The sequence below is a fragment of the Pseudomonas veronii genome (genome assembly GCF_001439695.1).
In the GTDB taxonomy this organism is placed as follows: Bacteria; Pseudomonadota; Gammaproteobacteria; order Pseudomonadales; family Pseudomonadaceae; genus Aquipseudomonas; species Aquipseudomonas veronii.
Genome location: NZ_JYLL01000002.1, coordinates 13,913 through 29,584, shown reverse-complemented (window position 1 = coordinate 29,584; position 15,672 = coordinate 13,913). Strand labels below are relative to the sequence as shown.

The following is a 15,672-nucleotide window of genomic DNA, read 5'->3' as shown; positions in this document are numbered from 1 at the left end:
TATTTGCGCGGGATTTGACCTGAGCAAGCGACGTATCATGGGCCAACCTTTCGAGGATGGCCCATGAACCTCAGTATCCTTTACGCACTCGCCGCCGCCGCGCTGTTCGGCGCCAGCACCCCGCTCGCCAAAAGCCTCGGCCTGGGCCTCTCGCCCGTGCTGCTCGCAGGCCTGCTTTACCTCGGCAGCGGTGCCGGACTCGCCATCGTGCGCCTGATCCGCGATCGCGGCTGGACCCCCACCGGCTTGACCCCCTCCGAATGGCCCTGGCTGCTCGGCGCCATTGCGTTCGGCGGCATCCTCGGGCCCGTGGCCCTGATGTTCGGCCTGACCCGCACCTCGGGCGCCACCGCGTCGCTGATGCTCAACCTTGAATCGGTATTGACCGCGTTGATCGCCTGGCTCGTGTTCAGGGAAAACGCAGACCGTCGCATCGTCCTCGGGATGATTGCGATTGTGCTGGGTGGCGTGGCGTTGTCATGGCCCCAAGGCGGCGCCGACAGTCACGATTGGACCGGGCCGCTCGCCGTGGCGGTGGCCTGCCTGTGCTGGGGCATCGATAACAACCTGACACGTAAAGTGTCGGCCTCGGACGCATTGTTTATCGCCGGCGCCAAAGGCTTGATCGCGGGCGTGGTCAACTGCAGCCTGGCGCTGTATCTCGGCGCGCAGATCCCCGGCCTGGCGCAGCTCGCGCCGATCTTGCTGGTCGGGTTTCTCGGCTATGGCATCAGCCTGGTGCTGTTTGTGCTGGCCTTACGCGGGCTGGGCAGTGCGCGTACCGGCGCTTATTTCTCTACCGCGCCGTTCCTCGGCGCCGCGCTGGCCTTGCTGGTACTGGGCGAGTCGGTGACCGGCGCGTTCTGGATTGCAGCCGCGCTGATGGCCGCCGGGGTGTGGCTGCACCTGACCGAGCGCCACGCCCATGCACATCAGCATGAGGCGACGGAACACGGGCATCGGCATGTCCACGATGAACACCATCAACATGAACACCCGTTCGAGTGGGACCCGGCGATGCCGCACAGTCACGTGCATACCCATAGCCCGATCAAGCATAGCCATCCACATTTTCCGGATATTCATCATCGGCATCGGCATTAAAGGTTTGACCCGATAGCCACAGCCTCCCATCGAGCCTGCTCCGCTACCACCCGATTACGCCCGCTTTGCTTGGCTTGATACAAAAGCTGATCAGCCCTCTCCAGCACAGCGGATATCGAATCGCCACCGGGATGCCATAGCGCGACGCCCAGCGAAACGGTGATGTGCCCGACCGTTTCGATGTTGGCGGCATCGATCGAGGCACGCAGTCGCTCGGCGACATCCGTTGCAACCTGAAGCGAACTATTGGGTAACAACAATACGAACTCCTCGCCACCGACCCGACAAGGCAGGTCGTTGGACCGAGAATTCTGCTGCATGAGCCCCGCAATGGCGCGCAGCGTTTCATCGCCCACACCATGGCCAAACGTATCGTTCACGCGCTTAAAGTGATCGATGTCCATGGACACGACCGCGAACGCTTTGTCAGCATCCTGCCAGCGCAACAGAACGTCCTGCATCGCCCGGCGATTGGCCAGCCCGGTCAACACGTCGGTTTGCGCTTGCTGGTTGAGTTTGCCGATCTTTTCCTGCAGCAGGGTGGCGCCGAGCAGCAGCGCTCTGCGAATCTGCCAGCTTTCGAAATAGCGCGTCGGGATTGCGCTGATACGTTCGTAGCTGTCCGGCGAATCCAGCCGTTTGGCGCAATCGGCAAGCCTGGACAACGGCACCGAAATTCGCGCGCCCAGCCACCAGATCAACACGATTCCGAACAGCGCCAGCGGCGCGATGCCCTGCGCCACCTTGGCCATGGTGTGTCGCAGGATGGCTTGGATGTTATCGAGCGGCTGCTGCGAGATCACCCCCCAACCGCTGATGGGCACCCTGGCGAAACCGGCGAGCATTTGCACGCCATCGGCATCTATCGCCTGCAATGTTCCCCCGTCGCGACTGAGCGCCGCGTCGTCGATCAACCCCTTTCCAGCGACTGTCCCGATGTGCTCGGGATCGGAGTGATAGAGCACCCGGCGGGCGCTGTCGACAAGATAGACATGCGCCCCGTCCTTGCGCACATTGGTGTCCATCAGCGCCTGGAGCGTATTCCTCTGCTCAAGTCGGACACTGCCCCCGATCAGCCCCAGGTACTCTCCTTTCGCGTCGAATATGGGGTGGCTGACAAAGACCACCAGATTGCCAGCCATGGACTTGAACGCGTTGCTGATTATCGGCACGCGAAGGCTGAGAGGCTCGCGGTGTTGCAGCGTGCGCCCATCGAGGTGGAGGTTTTCGGGAGCCGAGGCAATGATTGTCCCCGTCGCATCGGCGATCAACACGGAGTTGAAACTGGCGTCTTGCCCAAACAGTCGCTGGGCTTCCTCCGTCAAATTCTGCTTATCGCCAAACGCTTTGCCAATGACGAACGAGCTGTATTTCAATTTATCGAGGTCGGAATTGAGTACCTGCTCCACACTCCGGGCGATCCGAGAGGCGTAGGCCTTGTTCACTTCCAGCGCATTCTCGATCAACTCCTGCTTCTGAATCGTGAACGTCACCCAAAAACTGTTGGCCAGGGTTGCGATTGCCGAAAGCATTACAAAGATAAGAATCAGAATACGAAGGTTGAGTTTCGGCTTCGGTCGGGTGGTCATATTACGCAGTCCGGATGGGCGGAAGAATTGCAAACGATTCGATGCAGGATGAATCGTCCTTGTTTTCGCAGGCACCTCTTCGACCATCGTTGACCGAAGCAGCCCGTTTAACCAGCCTGGAAGCCCACCTGCCAATTCTGAACGCGCCGAGCGAGCGTGTCCGAAGGCTGACGGAAAAAAACAGCGTCAGTCCCACATTGGGCCTATATGGCCTTTTTTTCAGCCGCAAGAAACCACAAACCCCCGACTTTCACTAGGAAAATCAGGGGTTTGTGTTTGCAGAATGTGGCGGTGAAGGAGAGATTCGAACTCTCGATACAATTTCTTGTATACACACTTTCCAGGCGTGCTCCTTAAGCCACTCGGACACTTCACCGTATCTCGTCAAACCAGTTCAGTCTGTCGAGGCGCGCTAATGTAGTCGAAAGACTTGCTGATGGCAAAGGTTTTTTTCAGAATTTTCATGCGGTTAGACCGGTATTCCGTGACGGGCCAGGCGAGGGCGATGATTCTGCCATTCTCAGGCATCGACGGCACGCGTCTGGGACGGTTGCTGCGCCCTGCCCCAGGCGGTTTACCGCCGGGTATAGAGGGAAAGCCTGACTGGCCAGTCAGTCACAGCGCTTTACCAGGCCGGGCGTGGTGAGTAACGTCTGCGCATGCACCTCTATAACAAATCCTACAAGGAACCACGTCATGAGTGAGTTGATCTCCTACCACCTGGAAGACGGTATCGCGACCCTGACCTTGAGCAACGGCAAGGTGAATGCCATTTCTCCGGCGGTGGTCAGTGCATTTAATGAAGCGCTGGATCAGGCCGAGAAGGATCGGGCGGTGGTGATCATCACCGGAACGCCGGGGATTCTGTCGGGTGGCTATGATTTGAAAGTGATGACCGCCGGTCCTAAAGAGGCGATCGGCCTGGTGACGTCGGGCTCGACGCTGGCGCGGCGCCTGTTGGCGCATCCGTTCCCGGTGATCGTCGCGTGCCCTGGGCATGCGGTGGCCAAGGGCGCGTTCCTGCTGTTGTCGGCGGATTATCGGATCGGGGTCGAGGGCCCGTTCAGCATTGGCCTGAATGAAGTGGCGATCGGCATGACCATGCACCATGCGGGGATCGAATTGGCGCGCGATCGTCTGCGCAAGTCGGCGTTTCAGCGTTCGGTGATCAACGCCGAGATGTTCGACCCGCAAGGCGCATTGCAAGCCGGTTTCCTCGACAAGGTGGTGGCGCCAGAAGCGTTGCACACCGCGGCACTGGAAGCAGCGCGGCAGTTGAAGAAGCTCAATATGAACGCCCACAAGCAGACCAAATTGAAAGTGCGCAAAGCCCTGCTCGAAGCCTTGGACGAAGCAATCATCCAGGACCAGGGCCATATTTTGAGCTAAGCCGCCTGCATGTGCCGTATCAAAGCCCGACCTTGAGTCGGGCTTTTTCTTACAAAAACAACCGACTAATCCTTGGCCGCTCTAGTCTGCCCCTGCTGGCACTTATTGAAACATGTACTTAAACATCGCCTATCTCCTACCTCTATCGGGGCAATTGCCGAATACAGTGTACATCCGTACACTGCGCCACCTTTTGTCTCGATGGTGCCGTGTCGATGCTGTTTCTGTTGCGTATGTCGTTGATGGGCCTGCACTTTATCCTCGCCGGCGGCTTGGGCGTGTTGCTGGGGATCTGTCGGCCGTTCAACCCGGATAATAGCCGTCTGTGCGCGCGCCTGTATGCGCTGCCGGCGATGCGAATACTGGGGCTGCGCGTCAAGGCCGATGTCGATTCGCTGTGCAACAAGCCCGGCAGTTGTCTGATCATCGCCAACCACCAGTCCAACTATGACCTGTTTGTGCTGGGCACCGTGGTGCCGCACCGCACCGTGTGTATCGCCAAGAAAAGCCTGAAATGGGTGCCGTTGTTCGGCCAGTTGTTCTGGCTGGCGGGCAACGTGCTGATCGACCGCGGCAATGCGTACAAGGCACGCCGTGCGATGCTCACCACCACCCGGACGTTGCAGCATAAGGACACGTCGATCTGGGTCTTCCCGGAAGGCACGCGCAACCTGGGCAAGGGCCTGCTGCCGTTCAAGAAAGGCGCGTTCCACATGGCGATTGCCGCTGGCGTGCCCATCGTGCAGGTGTGCGTGAGCAATTACGTCACCCATATGCAACTCAATCGCTGGAACAGTGGCGATGTACGCATACGCTCGCTGCCGCCGATTCCTACCACCGGACTGACGGCGGATGACATCCCGGCGTTGATGCAAGCCTGCTACGCGCAGATGGATGAATGCATCAAGGCGATGGACCACGAACTGCAAAGTGCCATAACAATAGAACTCGCTTCCAGCTAAGCTGCCCAACATCTGTTCCCCTGATAAGAAGTGATCGGCACCATGGGTAGAGTTGTTGCGGCCGCTGTTTACAGTGCCGGAAAGAAAGTTACCGATATCACCCTCGACGAAGGCGCGGCCTGGGCCGCCAAACCCGGGCATTTTGTCTGGATCGGCCTGGAAGAGCCCGACGCCCGCGAGCTGGCCAACCTGCAACGCCAGTTCAACCTGCATGAACTGGCCATCGAAGACGCCCTGGAAAAACACAGCCGCCCCAAGCTGGAAACCTTCGGCGACGCGCTGTTTATCGTCACTTATTCTCCGGTGCGCGAGAACGGCAAGCTGGAATTTATCGAAACCCATATCTTTGCCGGCAACGGCTACATCATCACGGCGCGCAACGGGCACTCAGCGTCCTACGGTTTTGTGCGCCAGCGCTGTGAGGCACGGCCATTGTTGCTGGAGCATGGGGAAGATTTCGTACTCTATGCACTGCTGGATTTCGTCACCGAAAACTACCAGCCGGTCAGCGAGGCGATCCACGCCGAGATCGATGAGCTGGAACGCAACGTGCTGTGCAGCTCACTCAATGAGCACGATATCCAGAACCTCCACGGCCTGCGCCGTGACGTACTGCGCCTGCGCCGCTACGTGGCACCGATGGTGGAGATCAGCGAAGAGCTGCAGAAGCTGAGTTTTCCATTCATCGACAAGAACATGCGCCCGTATTTTCGTGATGTACAAATCCACGTCACACGGCAGATGGAAGACCTGGCCACCCTGCGCGACATCGCCAGCCAGACCATCGAGATCGGTGTGTTGCTGGAGGCATCGCGCCAGAGCGTGGTGCAGCGCAAGTTCGCCGCGTGGGCGGCGATCCTGGCGTTCCCCACGGCGGTGGCGGGGATTTACGGGATGAACTTCCAGAACATGCCCGAGCTGCAATGGCATTACGGTTATTTTGGCGTGCTGGGGTTCATCGCCGTAGGGTGCAGCGGCTTGTGGGTCAGCTTCAAGCGTTCGGGCTGGCTTTAACCTTGGCTTCAGGCTTGTGCGCGACGAAGCGCATCATCCACTCCGCCACGGTCACACCGTGGTGGTCGCGCTCGAGGCTAGCCACGCCATTCTTGTAGACCTTCTCGCCCAAGGTTGTCTGAAGAATCTCCAACAGCTCGCGGGAATAGTCGTGGATGAACTCGGGGTGCCCCTGGAAGCACAGCACCTGATCGCCGATGTGGTACGCCGCAAACGGGCAAAACTCGCTGGAAGCGATGACCGTGGCATTGTCCGGCAAGGTGGTCACCTGGTCCTGGTGGCTGATCAACAACGTCAGCTCCGGTACCTCAGGGCTCATCCACGGCGCCTTGGCATCGATTTTGTAATCGTGGATGCCCATGCCCCAGCCCTGGCCGGCGCGCTCGGTCTTGCCGCCTAGCAGCAACGCCAACAATTGGTGACCGAAACAGATGCCCAACAACTTGTCGCCGCGCTCATAGCGGTCGAGCAGGTAGGTTTTGAGCGTCTGAATCCAAGGGTCGGTGCCAAACGAATCGGCCTTGCTGCCGGTTACCAGATACGCGTCAAACACTTCATCATCCGACGGGTATTCACCCTGCACCACGTTGTACACGACAAACTCGGCAGGGATCGGCTGCTTGGAGAACAGGCGCTTGAACATCTGCCCGTAACCTTGGTACTGATCGATCAAGCCTGGACGCAGGATATCGGTTTCCAGGATGCAGACGCGTAGCGACATAAAAAATACCTGACACGGCGATGGGAATATTGAACACCTCCAGAGCCTGCCTTGAAATGTACCTGCAAAGCAAGCCCCGCATTGATCACCGAAATACTTCACCCTGTGCGGCTTTCTGCAGCAACAACGCCGGCGGCGAGAAGCGCTCGCCATACTGCTCGGCCAGGTAGCGCGCCCGTGCAATAAAGTCGTTCAAGCCGTACTGGTTGATAAATTGCAAAGCGCCACCACTCCACGCCGCAAAGCCGATACCGAAGATCGAGCCGACGTTGGCGTCCGCGGTGGACATCAACACGCCCTCCTCCACGCAGCGCACGGTTTCGATGGCCTGGATGAACAACAAACGGTCGCGCACGTCCTGCGCTGAAATGCGTTGGTCGGGGCGTTCGAAGCGGCTTTTCAGTTCCGGCCACAAATACTTCTGCCCACCTGCGGGGTACTCATAGAAACCGCCCCCCGCCGCCTTGCCCATGCGCTGGTATTCGTTGACCAACAGATCAATCACCTGCGTCGCCGGATGGGTTGGCACGGCTTTACCTTCAGCCTGCAGATCCTTGGCTGTCTGCTGTCGGATATGGCTCATCAGGCTAAGCGACACTTCGTCGGACACCGCCAGCGGCCCCACCGGCATACCGGCCTTGCGCGCTTCAGTCTCGATCATCGGCGCAGCCACGCCTTCGCCGAGCATGGCGATGCCTTCGTTGGTGAACGTGCCGAACACCCGCGAGGTGAAGAAGCCGCGACTGTCGTTGACCACAATCGGGGTTTTCTTGATTTGCAGGACGAAGTCGAAACCACGGGCCAGGGTTTCGTCCGAGGTCTGTGTACCCTTGATGATTTCCACCAGGGGCATCTTGTCCACCGGGCTGAAGAAATGCAGGCCGATGAACTTGGCCTGATCCGGCACGGCCGTGGCCAGGCCACTGATAGGCAAGGTGGACGTGTTGGAAGCGATCACCGCGTCCGGGCCGACCACGTTTTGCGCGGCCGCAGAGACTTTGGCCTTGAGCTCACGGTCTTCGAACACCGCTTCGATGATCAGGTCGCAGCCGGCCAGGTCGGCGTCAGACTGCGTAGGATGGATACGCGCCAAGGTGGCTTCACGCTGCTCGGCGGTCAATTGCCCACGGCTGACCTTCTTGTCCAACAGTGTGGCCGAGTGCGCCTTGCCTTTCTCCGCGGCTGCGAGGTTGATGTCCTTGAGCACCACCTCAACGCCTGCACAGGCGCTGACATAAGCGATCCCCGCGCCCATCATCCCGGCACCGAGCACGCCGACCTTGCGCGTCAGGTAAGGCGCAAAACCCTCAGGGCGCGAACGCCCGGCGTTGATGTCATTGAGCTGGAACCAGAAGGTGCCGATCATGTTTTTCGCCACCTGCCCGGTGACCAATTCGGTGAAGTAGCGGGTTTCGATCAGGTGCGCAGTGTCGAAATCCACCTGGGCACCTTCCACCGCCGCGCAGAGAATTTTCTCCGGCGCCGGCAAGCAGCCATTGGTTTTGCTGCGCAGGATCGAGGGCGCGATGGCGAGCATCTGCGCGACTTTCGGGCTGGACGGCGTGCCTCCGGGGATCTGGTAAGCCTTGTTGTCCCAAGGCTGCGCGGCGTCGGGGTGGGCGAGAATCCAGGCGCGAGCCTTGGCCAGCAGTTCGTCGCGATCCACTGCCAGCGCGTCGATCAGGCCCGCCTGCAGGGCCTGCCGTGGGCGGATCTTCTTACCTTCGAGCAAATACGGCAGGGCTTTTTCCAAGCCCAACAGGCGCACCATCCGCACCACACCACCGCCGCCCGGCAGCAGGCCTAGGGTGACTTCCGGCAGCCCCAGTTGTAGCGACTGGTCGTCCAGCGCGACCCGATAGTGACACGCCAGGCAAATCTCCCAGCCGCCGCCGAGGGCCGCGCCATTGATGGCGGCGACCACCGGTTTGCCAAGGGTTTCCAGGCTGCGCAGTTGCGCCTTCAGTACCCGCACACTGTCGGAAAATTCCTTGGCGTGGGCCTTGTCGACCTTGATCAGTTCATTGAGGTCGCCACCGGCAAAGAACGTCTTCTTCGCCGAGGTGATAACCACGCCGGCGATCCCGTCCTTTTCCGCTTGCAGCCGCGCCACGGTGGCCGCCATGGCCTCGCGGTACACAGCGTTCATGGTGTTGGCGCTCTGGCCGGGCATGTCGAGGGTCAGGACCACGATCTGGTCCTGGCCTTTTTCGTAACGAATGGCTTGGGTCATGACAATTCCTTGGGCTCAGAGGCGTTCGATAATGGTGGCGATGCCCATGCCACCGCCGACACACAAGGTGGCCAGGCCGTAGCGTTGTTGGCGCACTTCCAGTTCGTCGAGCAAGGTGCCGAGGATCGCGCAACCGGTAGCGCCCAGCGGGTGGCCCATGGCGATCGAGCCGCCGTTGACGTTGACCCGGGCGGCGTCGATGCCCATGTCTTTGATGAACTTGAGTACCACCGAGGCGAACGCCTCGTTGACCTCGAACAGGTCGATGTCTTCGACGCGCAGCCCGGCCTTGGCCAACGCCTTGCGCGTGGCTGGCGCCGGGCCGGTGAGCATGATGGTAGGGTCGGTGCTGGTGACCGCCGTGGCGACAATCCGCGCCCGCGCTTGCAGGCCCAGCTCGCGGCCCTTGGCCTCGGAGCCGATCAACATCAACGCGGCACCGTCGACGATACCGGAGCTGTTGCCGGGGGTGTGGACATGGTTGATCCGCTCGACATGGCTATAGACCCGCAGCGCGGTGGCGTCGAAGCCCATCTGCCCGATCATCTCAAAGCTGGGCTTGAGCTTGCCCAGGCCTTCGAGGGTGGAGTCGGCACGGATAAATTCATCGTGGTCCAACAGCACAAGGCCGTTCTGGTCCTGCACCGCGATCAGCGACTTATTGAAGGAACCGTCTGCGCGCGCCCGGGCCGCTTTCTGCTGGGAATGCAGGGCGAAGGCGTCGACGTCCTGACGACTGAAGCCTTCCAGGGTCGCGATCAAATCCGCGCCAATGCCCTGGGGCGTGAAATGGCTGTGCAGATTGGTTTGCGGATCGAGCACCCAGGCGCCACCATCGCTGCCCATGGGCACGCGGGACATCGACTCGACGCCACCGACCACCACCAGGTCTTCGAAGCCGGAACGCACTTTCATCGCGCCCAGGTTCACGGCCTCGAGGCCCGAGGCGCAGAAGCGGTTGACCTGGACACCGGCGACGCTGACGTCCCAGTCCGCCACCAGCGCGGCGGTCTTGGCGATGTCGGCGCCCTGGTCGCCCACGGGGGTGACGCAGCCGAGGACGATGTCATCGACCTGGCGGGTATCGAGGTCGCTGCGCCGGGCCAGCGCCGTCAACAAACCCGCCACCAGGTTTACCGGCTTGACGCTGTACAAGGCACCGTCGGCCTTGCCTTTGCCCCGGGGCGTGCGTATCGCATCAAAGATCAAAGCTTGGGTCATGACATCCTCGAACCGCTGTGCATGTGTGCCCTTACCTTAGGCCCGATTGACACGGTTTCAATGACGGATGCGCTCATTGCGTTTGACCCCCTCGCTCGGACGAACGGTAGCAGATGAGTGCAACCGTTTGATTAATCGTTTTAGCGGTCTAGCCAAGGCATTGGCGCCAAGATGGCGATAGGCCTCATACCTTTTTCAGTAAAAAATATGACAAGTTGATATGAAATGGATCTAAGCCACGCAGAACGAGGGCTCTAAGGTTCACTCAGTAGGAAGTTGCTGCCGGGTTTTGCTGGAGCAGCTGTAAGAAAAGCGACACGTCACGTTGCGATACTGAAATAAACCGGCACGCATTTGACGCTCAGGAATAACAACAAAAGGCAGTCAGCCATGTTCAAGCATTCGAAAATACGTCAGGCGGGACTTATTCTGTTCGCCACCACACTGATTCTGATCTTGCCCAACCTGACCAAGGTGCTTGGGTGACGAATCACACGCGCCATTCTGTACATCAGGCTTGCAGTTTTTGGCAGCTCCTGCGAGGACATTGCGTATAGCGGTCCTGTTGCAGGGGCTGCCGTTTTGCCTGGGAATTTTCCGGTATCTTAGGCGCCACTTCTTCTCGCGCCGGGCCTCTCTCTTGAAATCGATCCTCGCCCTCTTCGCCTTGTTCCTCGCCCTGCCCGTTGCCGCCGCGCAGTTGACCATCGAGCTGGACCACACCAGCAAGACCTGGCAGACCGAAGACCTGCTCAAGCACCCCGATGCACAGACGGTGCCTATCGTTGATGACGTTTCCTACAAGCGAAGCATGACGTATCGCGCAGTCCCACTGGCGGTACTCCTACCGGGTCTGCAGACGGAAAACCATCTGCAGGCCATCGCGCTCGACGGGTTCGCCGCCGAACTGAGCGCCGCGCCTTTGCTGGAAACACACGGCGCCCGCGCCTGGCTGGCGGTGGAAGATCCCACCGATCCGTGGCCCGCGCTGGCCGCCGACAAGCCGAGTGCCGGGCCGTTCTACCTGGTGTGGACGAACCCTCAGGCCGGGCACATCAGCCCCGAGCAATGGCCGTTCCAGATCTCCGGGATCAAGCAGTTGAAGACGGTTGCCGAGCGTTTTCCGGCGTTGTTGCCCGATCCGAAGCTGGGTGCGAATGATCCGGTCAACCAAGGTTTTGCGCTGTTCCAGAAAAACTGCCTGGCCTGTCACCGCCTCAATGGGGCTGGCGATGCACAGGTAGGGCCGGACCTGAACCTTCCCTACAACCCCACCGAATATTTCAGCGGCGATTTCCTCAAGCGCTATATCCGCGACCCACAAAGCCTGCGGCGCTGGCCCCAGGCGAAAATGCCGGCCTTCGCCGTCGGCGTGTTGCCCGACAGCGAGCTGGCGTTGCTGGTGGAGTATTTGAAGCATATGGCCGGGCGCAAGCAGCAGCCCTGAGCTATTGCTGCTGCACCGAAACCAGCGGCGTCGGCGCCACCGACACCTTGGCATGCATCTGCTCATGCCCGCCGCCGCGCCGCATGCCGCGTACCGGGCAGGCGTCCAGATAATCCAGGCCCACGGCCAGTTTCAGGTGCCGCTCCGGCCGCGCCAGTTGGTTGGTCACGTCAAAGCTGTACCAGGCGTCGTCCAGCCAGGCTTCGGCCCAGGCGTGACTGGCCAGGTGCGTGCTGTCCTCGGTGTACAAATACCCCGACACATACCGCGCTGGAATCCCCAGGCTGCGCGCGCAGGCCAGGAACGCATGGGTGTGGTCCTGGCACACCCCCGCACGCCCCGCGAAGGCCTGCGCGGCGCTGGTGTCGACCTCCGTGGCGCCGGGCGTGTAGACCATCGAGTGGTTGAGCGCGTGCATCAGGTCGATCAAGGCGCTGCGGTCGCGGCGCTGATGGCAATGCTGCTCGGCAAAGCGGCGCAGGGCTTCGTCGGGCTCGGTCAGCCGCGTACTGCGCAGGAACGGGTAGGCGGACTGGCTCTCGTGCTCAGCCTCGCGCAACTCGTCGATATCGACCTGGCCCCGGGCGCCGATGATGATGGCGTCGTGAGGCTCGTCCAGGGTCAGCACATGCAGGATATTGCCGAACGGGTCGACCTGGGCGCGCACCGGACGCGGTAGATCCAGTTGCCAACTGAGTACGTGCTGGCGTTCGCTGTCGTGGGGCGTAAGGCGCAGGTACTGGATGCTGGCGCGCACCTGATCGTCGTAGTGGTAGGTGGTTTCGTGGCTGATGGAGAGTCTCATGCCGCCTCCAGGTAGGAACTGTAGATGGCGTCGCCCAACTGGCGGACCAAGGGAATAAAGTCGGTCAGCCAGGCATGCAGGCCTTCCTCGAGGATTTCGTCGATGGCGGTAAAGCGCAGGCGCGCATCCATTTCGGCGGCCAGGCGCTGGGCCGGGCGGCCGTTGAGGCCGGGCAGGCTGGCGAGGATCTGGTCGATCTCTTCGCTGCAGGCCCGCAGTGAGCGCGGCACATCGGCGCGCAACAGCAACAGCTCCGCCACTTGCCGAGCGCCGGGGGCGTCGCGGTAGATCTCGGTGTAGGCCTCGAACGACGACAACGCACGCAACAAGGCACTCCACTGGTAGTACGCGTGGGCCGTGCCATCGCTGACCGCTTCGGCCTGGTCGCCGGCCATTTCATAGCGTGCGTCCAGCAGGCGCAGGGTGTTGTCGGCGCGCTCGATGAAAGTGCCCAGACGGATAAAGCGGAAAGCATCGTTGCGCATGATCGTGCCGTAGGTGGCGCCGCGAAACAGGTGCGAACGCTCCTTGACCCACTCACAGAACCGGCTCATGCCGTAGCGGCTCAAGCCTTGCTGGGCGATGTCGCGGATATCCAGCCAGGTGGCATTGATGTTTTCCCACATGTCGGCCGTGATTCGCCCACGCACCGCATGGGCGCTGGCCCGCGCAGCACCGAGGCAGCTGTAGATGCTGGCCGGGTTGGCCGCGTCCAGGGCGAAAAAGTGCAGCAGGCGTTCGGCGTGCAGCTCACCGTGTCGCGCGTGGTAGTCGTCCAGCGTGCCGGTGATCAGCAACGGCATGGCCAGTTCATGCAGGCCGTCGCCGCGCCCGTCCTGGGGCATCAGCGACAGCGAATAGCTGACGTCGAGCATGCGTGCGAGGTTTTCCGCGCGTTCGAGGTAGCGCGACATCCAGTACAGATCCGAGGCAGTTCTACTCAACATGGCATCAGTCCTCAACCACCCAAGTGTCTTTGGTGCCGCCGCCCTGGGACGAGTTGACCACCAGTGAACCTTCGCGCAGGGCCACGCGGGTCAGGCCGCCGGGCACCACGCGGGTTTCCTTGCCGGACAACACGAACGGGCGCAGGTCGATATGGCGCGGGGCGATACCGTTTTCGACGGAGGTCGGGCAGGTGGATAAACACAGGGTCGGCTGTGCGATATAGGCGTGGGGCTTGGCCTTGATACGCGCGCGGAAGGCTTCGATTTCCGCCGCCGTGGAAGCCGGACCGACGAGCATGCCGTAGCCGCCGGAGCCTTGGGTTTCCTTGACCACCAGGTGCGGCAGGTTAGCCAGTACGTGGGACAGTTCGTCGGGCTTACGGCATTGGAAGGTCGGAACGTTCTTCAAGATCGGTTCTTCATCCAGGTAAAAACGGATCATCTCGGTGACAAAGGGGTACACCGACTTGTCATCCGCCACCCCGGTGCCGATCGCGTTGGCCAACACCACATTGCCCGAACGATAGGCGGCAAGCAGGCCGGGGACGCCGAGCATGGAGTCCGGGTTGAAGGCCAGCGGGTCGAGAAACGCATCGTCGAGGCGGCGATAGATCACGTCCACGGCCTTGGGGCCGTCGGTGGTACGCATGAAAACGCGGTCATCGCGCACGAACAGGTCGGCGCCCTCCACCAGTTCCACGCCCATTTCCCGGGCGAGGAAAGCATGCTCAAAGAACGCACTGTTGAAACGCCCGGGGGTCAACACCACCACGCTGGGGTTATCCAGGGGGCTGGCGCTTTTCAGGGTGTCGAGCAGCAAGTTGGGGTAGTGGTCGATCGGTGCGATACGCTGGGCCGCGAACAGTTCGGGGAACAAGCGCATCATCATCTTGCGGTCTTCGAGCATGTAGCTGACGCCGCTGGGCGTGCGTAGGTTGTCCTCCAGCACGTAGTAAGTGCCGTCACCATCACGCACGAGATCGACACCGGAGATGTGGGAATACAGATCGCGGTGCAGATTCAAGCCCTGCATAGCCAACTGATACTGCTCGTTGGCCAGCACCTGTTCGGCGGGAATGATCCCGGCCTTGATGATGCGTTGTTCATGGTAGAGGTCGGCGAGAAACATGTTCAGCGCCTTGACCCGCTGAATGCAGCCACGTTCGACAATCCGCCATTCACTGGCGGGAATGCTGCGCGGGATGGTGTCGAAGGGAATCAGGCGCTCGGTGCCCTGCTCATCCCCGTAGAGGGTGAAGGTGATCCCGGCGCGGTGAAACAGCAAATCGGCTTCACGCCGGCGCTGGGCCAGCAGTTCAGCGGGGGTTTCGGCCAACCAGCGGGCGAACTCGCGGTAATGAGGGCGAACCTGCCCTGCCCCATCGTACATTTCGTCGTAATAAGTGCGGATCATGCCGTACTCCTTGTCACCCGGACGCAAGAATCATCGCAAGGCCCGTGCCAGCGGCATAAACACTTAAAAATCAGTGAGTTAAATAATAGCGGGGAGTTAAGCGCACCATCCTGGTGCGCGGAATGCCCGGTGTCTTGTCGCGCGCTTCATCACAATGCGGGCTTTGACTATCAACAGCATAGCCAGTGTTGATTTCACTGCCCGCCCCCCGGTGCGGATAATCACCGTCATCTGCTGAACAGGACTCGTCCTACAGCCTTACCCATCGCGCAATCGGTACCGTGTGATCTCGTGTATCGACCGACTCCTCCGGTCTTCCCTTTCGACCACCCCACTCGGGTGGTTTTTTTTGCCTGGAAATACCGCGCGAGTTGCGTCTGATTTCAGACGCCACAAACAAAATCGGCCGACCCAAAGGTCAGCCGATACGCTGTGTTTCTCATACTGCTACATGGGTAACCCACGCACCTCCTGCTTGACGCCCCATCCTTCGATGATCCCGCCCAGCGGCTCGACCACCGCTTCAAAGTCTTGCTCGAAGTCTCCTATGCCGTCGTAGGTTGCAAACATGATCTTGCTCAGTTCCAGGTACCAGGCGCCATCGTCGCGCGCGCTGACCTGGGCATTCAGGGATTCGCCACGAAACCGACCCGCAGCCCTGCGCGCCCGTTCCTCGTCCGGGAAAATGGCGTAGAACTCGATGGGGTGGAACCGTGAAAAATCGAAGCCGCCTTCTTTCATGCGGCGCAGAACGTTGGTGCTGATGTCTTCTTGATAGGCTGTGCTCATGAAACGTCCTCCTCAAACCGATGGATAGACTTTCCGT

Annotated in this window: 13 protein-coding genes and 1 tRNA gene; 5 read left to right on the top strand and 9 right to left on the bottom strand. The window is 60.6% G+C overall.

Features of this window, described 5'->3' with window-relative positions; translation table 11 throughout:
• Window positions 1–63 precede the first annotated feature (63 nt).
• A complete protein-coding gene (locus tag TU80_RS02650; RefSeq protein ID WP_057003797.1) occupies window positions 64–1,104 on the top strand; it encodes a DMT family transporter in 1,041 nt (346 codons plus the stop codon).
• Here the strand turns inward: TU80_RS02650 and TU80_RS02645 are convergent.
• Window positions 1,101–2,693, bottom strand: coding sequence for a sensor domain-containing diguanylate cyclase (locus TU80_RS02645; RefSeq protein WP_057003796.1), 1,593 nt, complete (start codon window positions 2,691–2,693; stop codon window positions 1,101–1,103). The two genes, TU80_RS02650 and TU80_RS02645, sit on opposite strands and share 4 nt — an antisense overlap.
• A 286-nt stretch (window positions 2,694–2,979) precedes the next feature.
• Window positions 2,980–3,069 (bottom strand) — tRNA-Ser (locus TU80_RS02640).
• Between the two features lie 320 nt (window positions 3,070–3,389).
• Between TU80_RS02640 and TU80_RS02635 the strand changes: the two genes are divergently transcribed.
• The 3 genes from TU80_RS02635 (at window position 3,390) to TU80_RS02625 (ending at window position 6,058) form a co-directional block, all read left to right on the top strand.
• Window positions 3,390–4,082, top strand: coding sequence for a crotonase/enoyl-CoA hydratase family protein (locus TU80_RS02635; protein ID WP_017848500.1), 693 nt, complete (start codon window positions 3,390–3,392; stop codon window positions 4,080–4,082).
• 215 nt (window positions 4,083–4,297) lie between these two features.
• Window positions 4,298–5,044 carry a lysophospholipid acyltransferase family protein gene (locus TU80_RS02630; RefSeq protein ID WP_057003795.1) on the top strand — a complete coding sequence of 249 codons (747 nt, stop codon included), beginning with the start codon at window positions 4,298–4,300 and terminating at the stop codon, window positions 5,042–5,044.
• Window positions 5,045–5,086: 42 nt separating this feature from the next.
• A complete protein-coding gene (locus TU80_RS02625) occupies window positions 5,087–6,058 on the top strand; it encodes a magnesium and cobalt transport protein CorA (protein ID WP_057003909.1) in 972 nt (323 codons plus the stop codon).
• Here TU80_RS02625 and TU80_RS02620 read toward each other — a convergent pair.
• The 3 genes from TU80_RS02620 to TU80_RS02610 form a co-directional block, all read right to left on the bottom strand.
• Window positions 6,036–6,779 (bottom strand): amidotransferase, encoded by a 744-nt coding sequence (locus TU80_RS02620; RefSeq protein WP_017848503.1) that lies wholly within the window; start codon window positions 6,777–6,779, stop codon window positions 6,036–6,038. The genes TU80_RS02625 and TU80_RS02620 overlap by 23 nt on opposite strands.
• 85 nt (window positions 6,780–6,864) lie before the next feature.
• The gene (locus TU80_RS02615; protein ID WP_057003794.1) at window positions 6,865–9,012 is read right to left on the bottom strand and encodes a 3-hydroxyacyl-CoA dehydrogenase NAD-binding domain-containing protein; all 2,148 of its coding nucleotides are present in this window, start codon (window positions 9,010–9,012) and stop codon (window positions 6,865–6,867) included.
• Between the two features lie 15 nt (window positions 9,013–9,027).
• A complete protein-coding gene (locus TU80_RS02610; RefSeq protein ID WP_046382396.1) occupies window positions 9,028–10,233 on the bottom strand; it encodes an acetyl-CoA C-acetyltransferase in 1,206 nt (401 codons plus the stop codon).
• 640 nt (window positions 10,234–10,873) lie between these two features.
• Between TU80_RS02610 and TU80_RS02605 the strand changes: the two genes are divergently transcribed.
• Entirely contained in the window at window positions 10,874–11,680 is an 807-nt protein-coding gene (locus TU80_RS02605; RefSeq protein ID WP_057003793.1) for a c-type cytochrome, read from the top strand.
• Between the two features lies 1 nt (window position 11,681).
• On the opposite strand, the gene TU80_RS02600 is transcribed toward TU80_RS02605, so the two are convergent.
• From TU80_RS02600 to TU80_RS02585, 4 genes are all read right to left on the bottom strand, one after another.
• The gene (locus tag TU80_RS02600; protein ID WP_017848508.1) at window positions 11,682–12,485 is read right to left on the bottom strand and encodes a transglutaminase family protein; all 804 of its coding nucleotides are present in this window, start codon (window positions 12,483–12,485) and stop codon (window positions 11,682–11,684) included.
• Window positions 12,482–13,432 carry an alpha-E domain-containing protein gene (locus tag TU80_RS02595; RefSeq protein WP_026140215.1) on the bottom strand — a complete coding sequence of 317 codons (951 nt, stop codon included), beginning with the start codon at window positions 13,430–13,432 and terminating at the stop codon, window positions 12,482–12,484. The genes TU80_RS02600 and TU80_RS02595 overlap by 4 nt, the downstream gene beginning before the upstream one ends.
• Before the next feature lie 4 nt (window positions 13,433–13,436).
• Entirely contained in the window at window positions 13,437–14,846 is a 1,410-nt protein-coding gene (locus tag TU80_RS02590; RefSeq protein ID WP_057003792.1) for a circularly permuted type 2 ATP-grasp protein, read from the bottom strand.
• Between the two features lie 447 nt (window positions 14,847–15,293).
• A complete protein-coding gene (locus TU80_RS02585) occupies window positions 15,294–15,635 on the bottom strand; it encodes a ribonuclease E inhibitor RraB (protein ID WP_003193463.1) in 342 nt (113 codons plus the stop codon).
• Window positions 15,636–15,672: the final 37 nt, after the last annotated feature.